Origin of the sequence: Gordonia abscondita (assembly GCF_032711245.1) — a bacterium.
Lineage (GTDB): Bacteria > Actinomycetota > Actinomycetes > Mycobacteriales > Mycobacteriaceae > Gordonia.
This window is the reverse complement of record NZ_CP128986.1, coordinates 1,036,720-1,052,817: the sequence shown is the minus strand read 5'-3', so window position 1 is coordinate 1,052,817 and position 16,098 is coordinate 1,036,720. Positions and strand designations below refer to the sequence as shown.

Genomic DNA, 16,098 nt, shown 5'->3' with positions numbered 1-16,098 from the left:
CACTCAGCCACGATTCGGTGCGATATGCACACCGGAGCGGGCTACTGGAGACGGGCGAGCCCATCGCGCATGTGCTCGTCGAGCAGAGCCGTCGCCCGCGCGAGATCCACGGCCCGGATCGCGTCGGCGAGGGCTCGGTGTTCGGCGGCCCGATCCTCCCCAGCGCCGTAGGTCGGCGCCGTCGCGCGCAGACACATACTGGTCTCGACGATAACGGTCTCGTGGACTCGGGACAGGCGTGGCGACCCGGCGGCTTCGACGAGCTCATGGTGGAAGTCGAGGTCGGCGTCGACCATTTCCGGAGAGTCGGGCCGACCTGCGCGAGCGACCATCGAGGCGACGGCGATGTCGAGTCGGTCCGCGCACGCCGGGCCGTCGCCGGCCGCGAGAATGCGTTCGATCGCCGCGCGTTCGATGGTGGTACGCAGCAGATACATGTCCGAGACCGCGTCGGGTGTCAGTTCCGGCACGAACAGTCCGCGGTTGCGGCGCGATACGAGCAGACCCTCCTGGGTGAGTCGCTGCATGGCCTCGCGGAGCGGACCTCGACTCACGCCCAACTGGGTGGCCAGCGAGGCCTCGCCGAGCTGACCGCCCGGCGGGAAGTCGCCTGCCGCGATGGCGCGCCGCAGCGACCGCGCGATCAGTGCGGGCGTCGACTCCTGCACGACAGGAGCCAGCGACCCCGAGAGCCGGTCGGTCACGCGAGCGCCGGACTGCAGGCGTGGACTCGGGGGCGTGCAGTCCGGCCGCCGAGGCGGGTCTCGAGCGCGGCACCGGTCCGCACCACAGTCCGGTCGGCGAATCGTGCGCCGACGATCTGGATCCCCACCGGGAGACCGGTGTCCGTCATTCCACACGGAACCGACAGTGCCGGCTGCTGAGTCATGTTGAAAAGGTAGGTGTACGGGGTCCACGAGGTCCAATCGGGGCTGTGCCAGCCGGGCGGCACGTCAGCGCCCGCCGCGAACGCCGGGATCGGGGTCGTCGGGGTCACCAGGACGTCGTACGTGTGGTGGACGGCGCCGAGTCTGACCCCCAACGCCATCCGTTCGGCGACAGCGTCCAGGTAGTCCTGCGCGGTGAAGTCGTGGTACCTGGTCAACGCCTCGCGCAGCGTCGGGTCGATCCGGTCGATAGCGCCGTCGCCGAACGGCTTGACGACTGCCGCGGCTCCCGCAAACCACAAGACGTGGAAGGCGTCGACGGGATCGCTGAGCCCGAGGTCGATATCGTCGACACGTGCCCCGAGGTCGGCCAGCGCGTCGACCGCGGCATCCACTTCGCGTTCGACGTCGGGATCGTTGACGCCGAAGCCGAGATTCCGGCTGTAGGCGACGCGCACTCCGTTCAACGGTTTGTCGGACTGTCGCCCGTCGAGCGCCGCGGCAAGGAAGCCGTCGCCGTCGGGGCAGGTCGCCGAGCGGGGGACCGCCGACCAGTCGCGGGAGTCGGGGCGGATCAATTCATCCATGAACGCGGCCGTGTCAGTGACCGTGCGGGTCATCGGCCCGGCGTGTGCAAGGGTGCCGAACGGGCTTGACGGGAACATCGAAATCACACCGTACGTCGGTTTCAGGGCGACAGTTCCGGTGAATGCAGCGGGGATGCGTACGGACCCGCCCGCGTCGGTGCCGGTCGACAGCGGGCCGAGCCCGGCGGCGACGGCCGCCGCCGATCCGCCGCTCGACCCGCCGGGCGTCAGGTCGGGGTCGTACGGATTGCGGGTCACGCCCACGAGCAGTGAGTCGGTGACTCCTTTCCAAGCGAACTCCGGGGTCGTCGTCTTGCCGACAATCACGCAGCCCGCCTCGACAGTGGCCGCGGTGACTGGAGCGTCGACGGTCGGCGCGGAGCCGTCGTCGGCATCCGCAATCAGTGTCGAACCTCGATACGTGGGGTGTCCTGCGGTGAGGAATACGTCCTTGATAGACGTCGGGACACCGTCTAACGGTCCTAGTGTGCGGCCGTCACGGTATCGCTGCTGCGCATCCCTCGCCGATGCACGCGCGCCGTCCGGGTCGACGACACAGAACGCCGACAGGCTGCCGTCGATTCGATCGATCGCGTCGAGGACCGCATCGGTCGCCTCGACGGGGGACAACGTGCCGACACGGTAGGCGTCGGTCAGTTCCAGTGCGGAGAGTGCGCAGATGTCGCGGGAATCCATGAGCGTGGCCGCCCTTCGATGGTAATCGACTGATTGTTGACAATCCTACACAGATCGTCGGGCTTCGCCAGTGTTTCGGGGCGTCGGAAGCGCCGTGCGCCCACAGCCTTGACGACTCGACAGCGCGGCGATACAAAGTAAGCAATCGCTTATTTTTTTCAATTTGGTGTCCACTACCTCAGGAGAGTCGCATGACCGCACGTTTCGCCGGAAAGACCGCCATCGTCACGGGCGCGAGCCGAGGCATTGGACTGGGAATCGCCCGCCGTCTCGTCACCGACGGCGCGAAGGTCGTCATCACCGCGCGGAAGCAGGATGCGCTCGACGAAGCGGTCACCGAACTCGGCGGGCCCGACCACGCGCTGGCTGTCGCGGGATCGGCCGACGACTCCGATCATCAGGACGAGACCGTAGCGAAAGCGATCGAGACATTCGGCAGCGCTGACTTCTTCGTCAACAACACCGGCATCAACCCGGTGTTCGGTCCGCTCATGGACATCGACGCCGGCGCGGCGCGGAAGATCCTCGACGTCAACGTCGTCTCCACCCTGCAGTGGACGCAGAAGGTGTATGGCGCGTGGCAGCAGGAGCACGGCGGCGCCGTCGTCAACGTCGCATCTATCGCAGGCATCCACCCTGCTCCGGGCATCGCGTTCTACGGGGTGTCGAAGGCCGCTGTCATTGACCTCACCTCGTCGCTTGCGGAGGAACTCGGCCCGAACATCCGGGTCAACGCCGTCGCGCCCGCCGTCGTCAAAACACGGTTCGCCACGGCGCTGTACGAAGGCCGCGAAGAAGAGGTCGCATCCGCCTATCCGCTCAAGCGGCTCGGTGTGCCGGACGACATCGGTTCGGTCGTCGCCTTCCTGCTGTCCGACGACGCAGGCTGGATGACCGGACAGACGCTCACCGTCGACGGCGGCGTCCTGCTTCACTGAACGCGGGCGGGTTGTGCTTTCTCGTACTCGCGGGCAATCAACTGCACCCAACGGCGATCCGACAGTTCGTCCGGTGTCGTCAACTTGTCCGGGTCGATCGGGGTCACCTCGGTCTCGTGCAGCCACGTCGCGATCTGGCGGGCGCGAATGCGCGGCGTCCCGTGATCGGGTTCGTCACCAGGCGTGATCAGGCCCGCGCCCGCATGTAGGTAGAGGCCGTCGAGGATCTGTGAGACGCGGTCGTTGGCGGCCAAGACTGGAGTCGCTGACTGGTAGTCGCCGGTCGCGACCTCCGGGTGGGCGGTGGCCAGCGCATCCCACAGGCGGTGAGTGCGGCGCAGGTCTCGACGTGCGACGAACCACGACGCCAACATCACCGACGAGCACGCGAAGCTGATGATGATGATCGCGGCGGCCCACCAGCCGTTCTCCGGGTCCGGGCTGCGCAGGTCAAGCGCCAGAACGACGGTGACGACCGTGATCCCGGTCAAGAAGTAGGCGATCGCGCGCCCCAACGCGTGCCAGGCGATGTACCGGAGCCCGTTGATCAGGGCGATGATGCCTGCCGCCACGACGAATACCGTTCCGACGACGGCTTTACCGGTCACGCTCATCGCGATGAGATCGGCCGCGGCCGCCGCGACTGTGATGATCGTGGTGGTGTGGAGGGCCTTCTGCGTCATCCGCGGCAGCGCGGCGGCGCCGATCAACGTCGTCGCCGTCAGGACCACCACCCAGCAGCCGACGAACGTCAGCACCGCGACGTCGTCGCCGAACGGGTCGAGGATCTTCGAGACGGTCGGTGTCCGAATCGCTGCGGCGAGGGCAACGCCGATCGCCGCGACGGCGACGGACGTGCGCGCCAACGACGGAGGGCGGACGGTGAGCCGCCCGATGCGGGCGCCGACGGCGGCAGCGCACAACGCCGCGATCACCCAGGTGAGCGAGGTCATCCGAGGGCCTCGTCGTAGCGGAGCATCGGGCGCAGCGACCGGTTGCGGTGAAGCTGGCGCAAGCGTTGCAGCAGCCGTGCGGCGAACGCTTCGGCCTCCCACTCCTGCAGTTCGAGCTCTTCGGCGGTGATTGTCTCTTCCTTTTCCGTCTCCGAGTCGTCGGATTCGGACAGCCCGAGCATGTAGGCGATCAGGTCGTCCTCGGCTTCAACGGTCGACTCGTCGGCGACGGTGCCGGTGTGCGAGAACACGATGTGCCCGAGTTCGTGTGCCAGCGTTCGAGCCTCACTGGGGAGGGCGCGGGCCAATACGATGACGTCGCGATCGGGGTAGTCGCGACGCTGGCCCCACACCCCAGGGGCGAGGTCGTCGACGGCGACGGAGATCGGGCGTTGGCGGCTTTCGCCGACAGCGCGGACGATGTCGTCCAATGATCCGGCCTGCTTCTGGGCGGCGACGTCGAGCACCGCGTCGACCGCGGCGTGGACACGGCGGTGCGAGCGGTGCGAGATTCGGGCCGATTCGACGGGGTTAGACACGCGGCATCACTTGGGAGGCGACAGGAACTCGGCGCGCGCGGCGTTCAACCGAGTCCGGCCCGCGCGGGCACTTCGATGGGTCATCAGGCCTGCGGCGCCCGCGATCACGATCATGCCGCCGACTCCGCCGCCCGCCGCAGCGTACTGGCCGGCGGTCACGTCCGTCGGAGCCGGAAGCGCCTCGGTCTGAGCGGGCGGGTTCGGGTCAGAGGCCGGCTGTGCGGGCAGGGCCTTCGACGAGGTGGTCGTCGAGGAGGGCTTCGGCTTCGTGGCAGGCGTGGTGCGCTTGGTGGTCGGGGAACGCTTCGTGGCGGTCGACTCGGCTCCCGCGGAGCCGCGAGTCGGCGTAGGCGGTGTCGCGGTGTGCTTCGGCACGCGGATCGTCGGGTTGTTCGCCGACGAGTTCTCGTCAGTGGTGCCGGGGAGGTCCTGGTAGATGGTGCCCGGGTCGCGCCCGCCCGGGGAGGTGGTCGGCGCGGGTTTCGGTTTGTGCGTCGTCGTCGACGTCGGAGGTTCCGGGGTCGTGGACGGAGTTGACGTCGTCGACGACGTGGTCGGTGGCGGTGCGGGAGCGTCGGAGGTGTCGTCGTCTCCGCACGCGGAGTGGTGGTGGCAATGGTGATGGTGGCCGGGCCAGGCGAGCGCTGATCCCGGGGCGACGAACAGTGCGCCCACTACGAGTGCGGCGACGCCCATCGGGCGCACGACACGCGAGAATTCCACCTGCATCACACTTCTCCAACTACTCCTCAGCCTTGAGGATACGAGACGGCGAGCTCAATCATTCAAGCGGGTTTTCGGGAAGTCCTTCGCCGCGCCGGAGCTTCTCGGCCATCGCGGTCAACATCTCCTGGGACTCCACGGACAGATCGAATGCTCGGCTCGACAGGCGACGTAGGCTCGCGCCGCGCAACTGCGAGAGGAGTTCCAGGTCGTGGTCGATCTTCGCCGCGTACACGTCGTCGTAGAAATAGTCCGGCTTCACCTTGAAGAAGCGGGCCAGTGCGGTGACTGTCTCGTGCGACGGATTGGTGCGGTGAGCGTTACGAAGCTGTGAGAGGTAGGGCTTAGAGAGCTTGTGGCCCGCGGCAGTCACTGCGTCGGCAACTTCGGCATTCGTGTGCGGCTTGCGCCCCGGGGGGTGCACCGTATCGAACAATCTGTTGAGTCGTTCTGCGAATCCGTCGTCCATGGCGCCTCCCCCGTCGAGTGCGGTGATCGGGCGTTCGGCCCGGACCTCCGCAGGATGCCGCGTCGGTCGATCTCGACGCGATGTCCCTGCTGTCTGTCTGATACTAGCAATCTGATGTTGCCAGGTGGAAATTACGGACGCAACGCCTGAGTGGGACGCGTAACACCAGTGCCCGTATTTTGCGTCGAATAGTGCCCACCAGTGGGAATTCCCGGGGCCCGGATAGGTTCCTGTCCGCGACTGGCGGTAGCATTTGATTTGCTGTAGGGTAACTGACGTGCTCATGGGGATGGGTGCAGCGGATATTCCCTCGACGGAGGGCCGCCGGGATCGAATATCGATCCGGCAGGTGTCGGGGAATTCCGAGGCAAACGCTTGGAAAGCGTTGAAGCCGCCGAACGCGGGTAACTCCTAGGGGGGAGTATCCGCGATCGGCGGCTTCAGCCGTGTATTCGCCCGTTCAGTTGCCCAATCAGGTCAGCCGCGTTCGCGGCTACGAGCTCGGCGCCGACAGAATCAGCGCATCGCCCTGACCGCCCGCGCCGCATAGCGCCGCCGCGCCCACGCCGCCGCGTCGTCGCAGTTCGGTGGCCAAGTGAAGTGCGATCCGCGCGCCCGATGCCCCGATCGGATGACCGATCGAGATGGCTCCGCCGTGAATGTTCACGATGTCGTCGGAGACTCCGAGTTCGGCGCTCGCGGCGAGTCCCACCGCGGCGAACGCCTCGTTGATCTCGAACAGATCGATGTCCGCGACGTCGATGCCCTGCTTCGCGCACGCCGCGAGAATCGCATTGGCGGGCTGATGCTGCAACGACGAGTCCGGCCCGGCGACGTTCCCGTGCGCCCCTATCTCGGCGAGATAGTCGAGTCCGAGTTCGAGCGCCTTGCTCTTGCGCATCACCACGACGGCCGCGGCGCCGTCGGATATCTGCGACGAGTTGCCCGCCGTGATCGTGCCGTCCTGCACGAATGCCGGGCGCAGTCGAGCGAGCGAGTCGGTCGTCGTCGAACCGCGAACGCCCTCGTCGACGGACACGACGATGTCGTCGCCCTTGCGCTGCGGGATGATCACCGGGACGATCTCATCGGCGAATCGGCCCTGGGCCTGTGCGGTCGCAGCCCGCTGGTGGCTCCGGGCCGCGACCGCGTCCTGCTCTTCCCGCGAGAAGGAGTTGTGCTCGTCGGTCAGCGAGCCCATCGGCTGGTCGGTGAACACGTCATGCAGACCGTCGTACGCGGTGTGGTCGACGAGTTCGGTGCTTCCGTACTTGAATCCGGATCGGCTCCCACGCAGTAGATGCGGTGCCTGGGACATTGATTCCTGGCCGCCCGCGACGACGACGTCGACCTCGCCGGCCCGAATCAATTGGTCTGCGAGGGCGATCGCGTCGATTCCCGACAGGCACATCTTGTTGATCGACAAGGCGGGCACATTCCAACCGATGCCCGCGGCGATCGCGGACTGGCGTGCGGGCATCTGGCCGGAGCCTGCGGTGAGGACTTGGCCGAGGATTACGTAGTCGACAGCGGCCGGATCCACGCCGCTGCGATCGAGTGCCCCGCGGATCGCGACGGCGCCGAGTTGGGTGGCGGGCAGACTGCTGAGTGAGCCCATCAGCTTGCCGATGGGGGTGCGTGCTCCGGCGACGATGACTGAGGTGTCGGCGTCGCTGCGTGTGGTGGTCATGTGATCTCCTTCCGGTTTGGACTCAGGCGAGTGAGATGCCAGTCTTGGCCGCGACGTGGTCGCGGGTGACTCCCGGCGCGGTCTCGACGAGGGTCGCCGCCCCGCCGTCGAGGTCGATGACACCGAGATCGGTGATGACCCGGTTCACGACGCCTGCGCCGGTCAGCGGAAGCGTGCACTCGTTTAGGATCTTCGGCGTGCCGTCGCGTGCGGTGTGTTCCATGAGAACGATGACGCGGCTCGCGCCATGGACGAGGTCCATGGCTCCGCCCATGCCCTTGACCATCTTTCCCGGCACCATCCAGTTCGCGAGGTCACCGGTCCGCGAGACCTGCATGCCGCCGAGGACTGCGACGTCGATGTGGCCGCCGCGGATCATGCCGAACGAGAGTGCCGAGTCGAAGAACGCTGCGCCGGGCTCCACGGTGACGGTCTCCTTGCCCGCATTGATCAGATTCGGGTCGAGTTCGTCGTCGGTCGGATAAGGGCCGGTTCCGAGAATGCCGTTCTCCGAGTGCAAGACCACGCCGAGCGACGGATCGAGATAGCCGGGGATGAGGGTCGGCAGGCCGATGCCAAGGTTCACGTACTGGCCCGCACCCAATTCTTTGGCAGCGCGAGCGGCCATCTCGTCGCGAGTCCAGCCGACGATCGTTGTGGTCTCGGTGGCTTCAGTCCCGGTGGTCATCGCCTTCACGCTCCTGTCTGTGCGCGTACGGTGCGCTTCTCGATCTTGGTGTCCTGCGGCCCGGTTTCCACGACGCGCTGCACGAACACGCCAGGCACGTGGATTTGTTCGGGATCGAGCTCGCCGGGTTCGACGAGTCGCTCCACCTGAGCGATCGTCACGCGACCGGCCATCGCGGCGAGCGGGTTGAAATTCATCGCGGTCTTGTCGAAGACCAGATTGCCGAGACGGTCGCCGACACTGGCGTGGACGAGTGCGAAGTCGGCCACGATTCCCGTCTCGAGCGCGTAGCGGCGTCCGTTGAATTCGCGGACCTCCTTCGCCGGAGATCCGACCTGGACATTGCCGTCGGCGTCGTAACGCCACGGGAGACCACCGTCGGCCACCGGGGTACCGACTCCTGCGGGAGTGTAGAAGGCGGGGATGCCCGCGCCGCCCGCGCGGAGCCTCTCGGCGAGGGTGCCCTGCGGCGTCAACTCCACTTCGAGTTCGCCGGATAGGTACTGCCGGGCGAATTCCTTGTTCTCGCCGACATACGACGAGACGACGCGTCGTACGCGGCCCAATTCGAGAAGGACGCCGAGCCCCTGGCCGTCCACGCCGCAGTTGTTGGAGATGAGCTCCAGCCCGTGCGCGCCGTGCGCGCCCAAGGCTTCGATGAGGCAGTCGGGGATGCCGCAGAGCCCGAACCCTCCCACCGCGATCGTGGCGCCGTTCCCGATGATTTGGACGGCTGTCGCCGCGTCTGCCACAGACTTGTCTGCCACCTTCGTTCCCTCCTACGTCTACTGACCAGTCGTCGCCGGTCGGTGAGTGAAGGACACCATTCATGCGTGTTGACTAGCAATGGAGTAAGAGATTCTCTCCTGGAATTGTTCGATCAGCAGCAACTGCCATGGGGTAGCGTCCACTGAGTGGACACCTCTCGAGCGGGTAGCGACGTCGTCTCTCGGGTCTCAGCCCTGTTGCGTGCATTGAGTGATCCGAACGCAGGCGGGGCGACCACGTCGTCGCTCGCGCGAGCTGCGGGGCTGCCGCGTGCCACCGCGCATCGGTTGTTGACGTCGCTGTCGGCGGAGGGGCTCGTCGACAGGACGCCGGACACCGGACTGTGGGTGCTCGGGCCGGAGCTGTATGTCCTGGGATCGATTGCCGCGAGTCGATACGACATCGCGACGACCGCCGTCGACATTCTCCGGGAACTGGCGAGGTCGACGGGTGAGAGCGCGTTCCTGTCGGCGAGGCGCGGCGACGAGACGGTCGTGCTGGCATCCGAGGAGGGCACTTTTCCGCTGCGTTCGCACGTGCTGTATCCGGGCAAACGCTTGCCGTTGGGGATCGCCTCAGCGGGACTCGTACTGCTCGCGCATCTGCCGGATACGGAGATCGATCGGTATCTCGAACGGACCGACTTGGAGGGCGAGTGGGGAGAAGGTCATTCGACGCAGGGAGTCCGAGGTCGCATCGCTGAGACCCGAGTCCACGGGTACTCGGTGAATCCTGCGCTTCTCGTCGAAGGAAGTTGGGGAATCGGGGCCGCAGTGTTCGATCGTGCGGGGCGGCCCGAATGGGCCCTCAGTTTGAACGGCGTGCAGACTCGCTTCTCCGCGACGCGACGCCCGCAACTCGGCGAGGCCCTGCTGCGCGCAGCGCACGACCTCACCAAGCGGGTGCGGTGACGCCAGGGGTCACTCCCCGATCGGGACGACGATCCGCCCGCGGACCTTTCCGGCGAGGAGGTCGTCGGCCAGGCGTGCGCAGTCGTCGAGGGTGGCGGCCGTCGTCACCGGTTGCAGGACTGTTGGGTCGAGGTCGTCGGCGAGTCGCCGCCAGGCTTCGCGTCGTTCCCCGACTGGGCACATGACGCTGTCGACTCCCACGAGGGTCACGCCGCGCAGGATGAACGGTGCGACGGTGGCCGGAAAGTCCATTCCGCCGGCGAGGCCGCACGCGGCGACGGCACCACGGTATTTGGTGCCTGCGCAGACGTTGGCGAGCACCTGACCGCCGACGACGTCGATGGCGCCCGCCCACTGTTCCTTGGCGAGCGGTCGGCCGGGTTCGGTGAAGTCGGCACGCGGGAGAATGCGCGTCGCACCGAGCTCGGTGAGGTAGTCGGCTTCTTCTGGCCGACCTGTGACGGCGGCGACCTGGTAGCCGAGCTTGTGAAGGATCGCGACTGCGATGCTGCCGACGCCGCCGGCTGCGCCGGTCACCAGGATCTCACCCGACTCAGGACTGACACCGTTGCGTTCGAGCGCCATCACGCACAGCATCGCTGTGTATCCGGCGGTGCCGATGCTCATCGCCTGCGCGAACGTGAAGGCGGACTCCAACGGGACCAGCCAGTCGCCGTTGACACGCGCGTACTCGGCGAGGCCGCCCCAGTGCTTCTCGCCGACACCCCACCCGTTGAGGACGACGCGGTCGCCCGCCGCGAAGTTCGGGTTCGACGATTCCTCGACAATTCCTGCGAAGTCGATGCCAGGAACCATCGGGAACTGCCGGACGACGGGGCTCGCGCCGGTGATCGCCAGCGCGTCCTTATAGTTCAGCGTCGACGCCGCGACCCGAACAGTCACGTCGCCTTCGGGGAGCTGATCGGGCGCGACCTCGGCGATCTGCGCGGACTGCTTCTTGTCGTCGTCGCGGTCGATGAGGAGTGCGCGGAACGAGGAGTTCATGGATGCCTTTCGTCGGTCGGGACAGCGGTTCGAGAGTCGGCAGTGCGATCGGCACGGACTCAGCCTGCCGCCAAGAAGTCCACCACCATCGGGCTCGCCTCGTCACGGCATTCGTCGAAGTACCCGTGGCGTGCGCCGTCGAAGATGTGGACGCGTGAATCGGTGATCCGGTCCGCGAGGATCTGCGCGTTCACCGCCGGTGCGAACCGATCGTCGGAGCCGTGCACGATCAGGGTCGGCGCGGCGATTTCGGGGAGTCGCGTCCACGCGTCGTGGGCGTTGCTCGCCGCAAGATGGCCGTGGCGAGCCTTCGGAGTCATCTTGTCGTCACCGAGGGTCGCGTACGGTCCAGGATGCGCGGTGCGCCAGGTCGGCGTGTACATCATGTCTTCGAGGGCGGCGTCGCGGTCAGGGCCGGCGAGGAGTCTACGGACTTCGGGGCTGCGCTCGACGGCGTGCTCGCCTCCCGCGGTCGTACAGCCGAGAACGAGACGCTTCACGCGGTGGGGCGCGAGGATTGCGACCCACTGTGCGGTGCGGCCGCCCATCGATGCCCCGTAGACGTGAAAACTCTCGATCGCCAGTGAATCCATCACCGCCAGCGCGTCTTCGGCGAACAGTGGGGTGTTGTAGACGTCAGACTCCTGGCTGTCGCCGGTCCCGCGATAGTCGAAGGTGACCGTCGTGAACTTGGTCGCGAAATCGTTGCGCGTCCGATTCCACCAGCGGTGATTGTTCGCCTGCCCAGGCAGGAGAAGAAGTGTGGGTCCGTGTCCGCGGAGTTGGACGGCGAGGCGAATGTGATCAGCGGTGACCGTTGTCTGGCTGTATTGGATCACGCTGATCTCACCTCGGTCGCTCGACGTGCACGCTCTGCTGTCGAGTCTAGGCGGCGGAGGTCGTCGAAACGGGGCGCGGTGGTCTGTCGAGTTGCCGAACTCTGATATTTGTACTACCTACTATAGAGATAGTACCTACGAACAAGTTTGGACTTCCATGACTGTTAACTCGCAGGACGCGCCGGCGACGAACGCGCCGAACCGGTGGACGCTGCCCATCGTCTTGATAGCTCAATTCGTCACCCCGATGTCGATCGCGGGTACGGCGATCGCTCTGCCGAAGATCTCCGATGACCTCGGAGCTCAGCCGGCAGCCCTGCAATGGGTGGTCAACGGGTTCAATGTGGTCTTCGCGGTAGGGGTACTCGGGTGGGGAGTGCTCAGCGACCGGATCGGCTACCGCGCGACCTTCGCCGGAGGTGCGGCGGTGTTCGCCGCGAGCACGATAGTCAGCGTCTGCGCGCCGTCGCTCCTGGTGCTCGACATCGCACGTGCCGTTGCTGGACTCGGCGCGGCGGCCGTGCTGACCGGTGCCAGTTCGATGCTCTCGAACGCGTACGACTCAGCCGCGCGGACGAGGGCCTTCGCGTTGTTCGGCACGATCAACGGTTTGGGCCTCGCGCTCGGCCCGACGATCGCGGGCCTGTTGGTGGCCGGCATCGGCTGGCGAGGGGTCTTTGCTGTCCAGGGCATCGTTCTCGCGGGTGCGGCGCTCGGATCTCGCGTGCTTCCAGGGGTGGCCGCGAGTGGTCGCGAACGAGGCCCGGTCCTCGATCTCTCGTTGCTTCGTAATCGGGAGTTCCTGGCGATGTGCCTGGTGCCGGTGGCCGGAGCCATCGGCTTCGTCACGCTGCTCACCTACTTGCCGTCCGCGTTGAGCGGAATCAAGTCGATGTCACCGGGTACCGCGGGACTGGCGATGCTCGCGATGACGGCCCCTGTGCTGGTCGCCCCGAGTCTGGTTGATCGGCTTGTCCGAACGGTGCGTGTGGTCACCGTGGGATCGGTCGTGTACGTGAGTCTGCTCGCGCTAATCCTCGGCAATGTCGGCATCTTGTTGCTGTCCGAGAGCCGCTCCATCGTGTGGGTGGTGGTGCCGATGATTCTGCTCGGCTTCGGCTTCGGGTTGCCGATCGGTCTCGTCGACGGTCACGCCCTCGCGGTGGTCCCGGCCGAGAGGGCCGGCACCGCGGCCGGGGTGCTCAACTTCTTCCGGATCGGCAGTGAAGCGGTCTTCGTCGCCGGATACGCCTACTTGTTGTCGACGCTCATCGGAAGACGGCTCACCGGTGCCGCCGCCGACGACACCGCGGCCGGGCAGCCTGGTCACGCCGATGCCTACCGCGGCGCGTTCGGAATCGTTGTCCTGGCGGTGATCGGGCTGCTAATCGCCACCACCGCCGTATTCGTCCTCGTTCGCGAGCGTGCGCCACGAGGGCAGTCGGGCAGTGACTATGATCGTCGTAGGTCGCACGGAACGTGTATGTCGACCGGAGAGGAGCGTGGTGACGGTGGCCGATCAGGACGGACATCCCGATCTCGACGAGTTCAATCTGTCGGCGGTCCTGCACGCTCTGTCGGACGCGAACCGGCGAAGCGTGATAGCGCAACTCGCGGCGCAGTCGGACGGGACTGAACAATTCTGCAGCGCGTTCGGTCTGCCGTGGGCCCAGTCCACGCGCACCCATCATTTCAAGGTGCTTCGCACTGCTGGACTCATCTGGCAGCGCGACGTCGGGAACGGTCGGATGACTAGGCTGCGGCGCGACGACCTCGAGAAGGTGTTCCCCGGACTGCTGGATCAGATCGTTCAAGCAGACAAGAAGGGGCCGGATCGACAGCAAGTAGGGCGTCAGTAGCTCCGCGCGAACCCCAGCACGTCGCTCACGTACTCCATCGAGTTGTTGTAGCGCAGAACGGCTGTCGTCTGATCGGCGACCTTGCTCAGGTCGAGTCCGTCGTCGCACAAGTAGTGGGCGGTGGTGAGTGCGGCGTCGTAGACGTTCTGTGGGTCGCTCTTGCCGTCCCCGTTGCCGTCGGCGGCGTAGTGCTCCCACGTCTCCGGGAGGAACTGCATCGGGCCGACGGCGCGGTCGTAGGTGGCGTCGCCGTCGAGGCGGCCGCCGTCGGTGTCGTTGACGACGCGGTTGCCCGCCAGCGATCCGTCGAGCGTTGGGCCGTAGATGGGCTTCCGTAGACGGCCGTGCTTGTCGGTGTCACCGAGGTTCGCGTGATGGGATTCGACGCGGCCGATGCCTGCGATCAACTTCCAATCGATGTGGCATCGACGATCCGTCTTCCCCATCGACTCCTCCGCGGCGTGATAGGCGGCGAAGTTGACCTTCGGAACCGCGCCAGAGGTTACGGACTTCGGGACTGCCGGTGCCTTGTCGACGATGGGTTTCTGTGGTGCGGGTTTCGGCGTCGACGGCTCGTTCGTCGACTTCTGCGCGACATGCTTGATGATCGGTTGTGGAGCGGGGGAGACATTGGCGACGTTTGTCGGGGTGGGACCGGCGTAGTGGTCGACAGCGGACGATGATGCACCCATGAGCGAGCCGACCATCGGGATGAGACCGGCGGCGACAAGCACGGCGTTGCGTGTCTGTTTTCGATTCGGCGACATGAAAAGACCTACATTTTGGGAGGGGATGGGTTTCCTCGAAGGCGCGCCGAGGCGGACAGGGGGCATGTCTTGGGGACCTGCGGCTCTCGAGGACTGACGACGAACGTACCGGAAATCCGCCGCGCGTCGTTACCTGGCCGTTATCAATACGGTGATCTCGTCGTTACTGAAACTGGGGCTGTGCAGGTCACTGGTGCGATCGAAACCCGGTTGTGAGCCTTGCCACGGAGGGTCGTGCGGCCGAGATCGGCAGGGCGTGCACGTGCGATCACCGTCAGAACGGCAATACCGACCGGACGCCGCGCACAGTGCGACGAATAATGGCACGGTACAGGCGGTCGAAGCGGATTGCATCCACGTTCTCGGGGTCGACGAAATCGACGTCAGCGAGCGGTGAGTCCTCGCCCGCCGTGTTCACCCGAGTGAATGGCTTGAGAGTGCGCCCGCTCCCGCGATGTCGGTCGATCGCCCCGACCAGCGATCCCTGTTCGGCGACCGTCGCATCGAACTCGGCGGCGTCCACATTGAGGTGCTCGGCGATCAACCGGGTCCGCACCGCCGAGATCGTCGAGCGGACGGAAGCCGATTGGCCGTCGTTGTCTACCGCGTCGATCGTCACGTCGCATTCACTGTCGAAGCCGAGCGACCGGTTGTTCAGGTTGGACGATCCGACACGCAGGACCCGATCGTCGGCGATCAACACTTTGGCGTGCACGTAGATCGGCTCGTCGTCGGCGGTGACGGGGTAGAAGATGCGGAACCGGTCGTGGATGTCGGCGTCCCAGATCAGCCGCAGGAGTCGGTAGCGGGCGCCGTCCATCGAGCGACGCTCGATGTCGCCGTCGGCGTGGCGGGGCATGACGACGATGATCTCGGGGCCGGTGGGTTCGGTGAGTCGGCTGATCAGGGCGTCGGCGATCGCGCGGGACGCCAGGTACTGACTCTCGATGTATAGGGCGTCGCGGACTGCGGCGATCGCCGCGAGGTAAAGGCGGCGGATCTCGTCGACCCCTTCGCGGTCGTTGTACGCGGGCAGGGTGCGGGATACGCCCACGGTGGCACCGGTGAACATCGGTTCGAGCTCATCAGGCCAGATCGGTGCCGGGTCGGGGCTGATCGGGGCCAGCCGACTTCCGGTCGCGGCCTCCCAACGGTCGTAGGCGACGTGGGCGATCGCCTGCGCGGCTTCGCCGTCGAGAGCGAGCGTCACATCGTGCCAAGGTCCGTACGGGGCGCCGGTCGGCGTCACGCGATATTCGTTCGACGTCGCGTGGTCGGAGGTGTCCCACCGTCCGACCGTCATGTCGATGCCTCCACAGAAGGCGATTTTGTCGTCGATCACTGCGATCTTCTGGTGGTGCGCTGCGGAGATGGGATGGGCGGCGTCCACGCGGTAGTGGATCCGGCGGCCGGACACGAGGTCTTGGACAACCGGCGGCAGCATGCCGCGTGCGATGCCAGTCAGCGCTCCGAGGCTCCACCGCAGGACGAATATCTCCAATTCGGGACGGTTCTTGGTGAGCCAACCGAACAACTCCCCGAGTTCGTCCGGGACATCGGGCGCGGAGTTTCCCGGGGCAAGTTCGATTCGGGTGTCGAAGTCCCAACCGACAAGGATCGCACGGTGCTGCGCCTGCATGAGTGCTGACTTCGCGTGGGCGAAGTAGTCGGCCGCGTCGACGATCACCGACAGTCGATCGGCCCTCGACGTCTGCCTGCACGTGTTGCCCGGGACGAGGATCGACTCGGGTGTCATCGTGACCGGCCTGGGCTATTCAC

17 protein-coding genes are annotated in these 16,098 nt (G+C 66.3%); 4 read left to right on the top strand and 13 right to left on the bottom strand.

The annotated features are described in order from the left end of the window. Positions 1-41: 41 nt before the first annotated feature. Positions 42-704: a GntR family transcriptional regulator gene (locus MP11Mi_RS04950; RefSeq protein ID WP_420041190.1), complete on the bottom strand. Its 663-nt coding sequence runs from the start codon at positions 702-704 to the stop codon at positions 42-44. Beyond that, positions 701-2,170, bottom strand: a complete 1,470-nt coding sequence (locus tag MP11Mi_RS04945; RefSeq protein ID WP_420041189.1) for an amidase — start codon at positions 2,168-2,170, stop codon at positions 701-703. The genes MP11Mi_RS04950 and MP11Mi_RS04945 overlap by 4 nt, the downstream gene beginning before the upstream one ends. A gap of 191 nt (positions 2,171-2,361) precedes the next feature. On the opposite strand from MP11Mi_RS04945, the gene MP11Mi_RS04940 reads away from it, so the two are divergent. Then, entirely contained in the window at positions 2,362-3,108 is a 747-nt protein-coding gene (locus MP11Mi_RS04940) for an SDR family oxidoreductase (RefSeq protein WP_420041188.1), read from the top strand. Here MP11Mi_RS04940 and MP11Mi_RS04935 read toward each other — a convergent pair. The 7 genes from MP11Mi_RS04935 to MP11Mi_RS04905 form a co-directional block, all read right to left on the bottom strand. After that, positions 3,102-4,061 (bottom strand): hypothetical protein, encoded by a 960-nt coding sequence (locus MP11Mi_RS04935; protein ID WP_420041187.1) that lies wholly within the window; start codon positions 4,059-4,061, stop codon positions 3,102-3,104. The genes MP11Mi_RS04940 and MP11Mi_RS04935 overlap by 7 nt on opposite strands. Next, positions 4,058-4,600, bottom strand: coding sequence for an ImmA/IrrE family metallo-endopeptidase (locus MP11Mi_RS04930; protein ID WP_420041186.1), 543 nt, complete (start codon positions 4,598-4,600; stop codon positions 4,058-4,060). Before MP11Mi_RS04930 ends, MP11Mi_RS04935 begins: the two co-directional genes overlap by 4 nt. Positions 4,601-4,606: 6 nt before the next feature. Further along, positions 4,607-5,323 (bottom strand): hypothetical protein, encoded by a 717-nt coding sequence (locus tag MP11Mi_RS04925; RefSeq protein ID WP_420041185.1) that lies wholly within the window; start codon positions 5,321-5,323, stop codon positions 4,607-4,609. Between the two features lie 58 nt (positions 5,324-5,381). Continuing rightward, on the bottom strand, positions 5,382-5,792 hold the full coding sequence (locus tag MP11Mi_RS04920) for a transcriptional regulator (protein ID WP_420041184.1): 411 nt from the start codon (positions 5,790-5,792) through the stop codon (positions 5,382-5,384). A gap of 493 nt (positions 5,793-6,285) precedes the next feature. Continuing rightward, positions 6,286-7,482 carry an acetyl-CoA C-acetyltransferase gene (locus MP11Mi_RS04915; protein ID WP_420041183.1) on the bottom strand — a complete coding sequence of 399 codons (1,197 nt, stop codon included), beginning with the start codon at positions 7,480-7,482 and terminating at the stop codon, positions 6,286-6,288. A 22-nt stretch (positions 7,483-7,504) separates the two neighbouring features. Next, positions 7,505-8,170 carry a 3-oxoacid CoA-transferase subunit B gene (locus MP11Mi_RS04910; protein ID WP_420041182.1) on the bottom strand — a complete coding sequence of 222 codons (666 nt, stop codon included), beginning with the start codon at positions 8,168-8,170 and terminating at the stop codon, positions 7,505-7,507. Positions 8,171-8,175: 5 nt separating this feature from the next. Continuing rightward, positions 8,176-8,937 carry a CoA transferase subunit A gene (locus MP11Mi_RS04905; protein ID WP_420041181.1) on the bottom strand — a complete coding sequence of 254 codons (762 nt, stop codon included), beginning with the start codon at positions 8,935-8,937 and terminating at the stop codon, positions 8,176-8,178. Between the two features lie 147 nt (positions 8,938-9,084). On the opposite strand from MP11Mi_RS04905, the gene MP11Mi_RS04900 reads away from it, so the two are divergent. Beyond that, a complete protein-coding gene (locus MP11Mi_RS04900) occupies positions 9,085-9,849 on the top strand; it encodes an IclR family transcriptional regulator (RefSeq protein WP_420041180.1) in 765 nt (254 codons plus the stop codon). 9 nt (positions 9,850-9,858) lie between these two features. Here the strand turns inward: MP11Mi_RS04900 and acuI are convergent, their stop codons facing one another. Beyond that, positions 9,859-10,854, bottom strand: coding sequence for an acrylyl-CoA reductase (NADPH) (gene acuI, locus MP11Mi_RS04895; RefSeq protein ID WP_420041179.1), 996 nt, complete (start codon positions 10,852-10,854; stop codon positions 9,859-9,861). A gap of 59 nt (positions 10,855-10,913) precedes the next feature. Next, entirely contained in the window at positions 10,914-11,693 is a 780-nt protein-coding gene (locus MP11Mi_RS04890) for an alpha/beta fold hydrolase (protein ID WP_420041178.1), read from the bottom strand. Positions 11,694-11,850: 157 nt separating this feature from the next. Between MP11Mi_RS04890 and MP11Mi_RS04885 the strand changes: the two genes are divergently transcribed. Both MP11Mi_RS04885 and MP11Mi_RS04880 read left to right on the top strand, forming a co-directional pair. Beyond that, positions 11,851-13,329, top strand: coding sequence for an MFS transporter (locus MP11Mi_RS04885; RefSeq protein ID WP_420041177.1), 1,479 nt, complete (start codon positions 11,851-11,853; stop codon positions 13,327-13,329). Between the two features lie 61 nt (positions 13,330-13,390). Beyond that, on the top strand, positions 13,391-13,552 hold the full coding sequence (locus MP11Mi_RS04880; RefSeq protein ID WP_420041176.1) for an ArsR family transcriptional regulator: 162 nt from the start codon (positions 13,391-13,393) through the stop codon (positions 13,550-13,552). On the opposite strand, the gene MP11Mi_RS04875 is transcribed toward MP11Mi_RS04880, so the two are convergent. Together MP11Mi_RS04875 and MP11Mi_RS04870 are read right to left on the bottom strand one after the other, a co-directional pair. Then, positions 13,546-14,319 (bottom strand): lytic transglycosylase domain-containing protein, encoded by a 774-nt coding sequence (locus MP11Mi_RS04875; protein ID WP_420041175.1) that lies wholly within the window; start codon positions 14,317-14,319, stop codon positions 13,546-13,548. The genes MP11Mi_RS04880 and MP11Mi_RS04875 overlap by 7 nt on opposite strands. Positions 14,320-14,593: 274 nt before the next feature. Continuing rightward, positions 14,594-16,075: a phospholipase D-like domain-containing protein gene (locus MP11Mi_RS04870; RefSeq protein WP_420041174.1), complete on the bottom strand. Its 1,482-nt coding sequence runs from the start codon at positions 16,073-16,075 to the stop codon at positions 14,594-14,596. Positions 16,076-16,098: the final 23 nt, after the last annotated feature.

Bases quoted from the DNA above. Each gene is read 5' to 3' on its own strand.
- MP11Mi_RS04870 (WP_420041174.1), bottom strand. From the start codon at position 16,075: ATGACACCCGAGTCGATCCTCGTCCCGGGCAACACGTGCAGGCAGACG.
- MP11Mi_RS04935 (WP_420041187.1), bottom strand. From the start codon at position 4,061: ATGACCTCGCTCACCTGGGTGATCGCGGCGTTGTGCGCTGCCGCCGTC.
- acuI (WP_420041179.1), bottom strand. From the start codon at position 10,854: ATGAACTCCTCGTTCCGCGCACTCCTCATCGACCGCGACGACGACAAG.
- MP11Mi_RS04915 (WP_420041183.1), bottom strand. From the start codon at position 7,482: ATGACCACCACACGCAGCGACGCCGACACCTCAGTCATCGTCGCCGGA.
- MP11Mi_RS04910 (WP_420041182.1), bottom strand. From the start codon at position 8,170: ATGACCACCGGGACTGAAGCCACCGAGACCACAACGATCGTCGGCTGG.
- MP11Mi_RS04940 (WP_420041188.1), top strand. From the start codon at position 2,362: ATGACCGCACGTTTCGCCGGAAAGACCGCCATCGTCACGGGCGCGAGC.
- MP11Mi_RS04885 (WP_420041177.1), top strand. From the start codon at position 11,851: ATGACTGTTAACTCGCAGGACGCGCCGGCGACGAACGCGCCGAACCGG.
- MP11Mi_RS04945 (WP_420041189.1), bottom strand. From the start codon at position 2,170: ATGGATTCCCGCGACATCTGCGCACTCTCCGCACTGGAACTGACCGAC.
- MP11Mi_RS04920 (WP_420041184.1), bottom strand. From the start codon at position 5,792: ATGGACGACGGATTCGCAGAACGACTCAACAGATTGTTCGATACGGTG.
- MP11Mi_RS04875 (WP_420041175.1), bottom strand. From the start codon at position 14,319: ATGTCGCCGAATCGAAAACAGACACGCAACGCCGTGCTTGTCGCCGCC.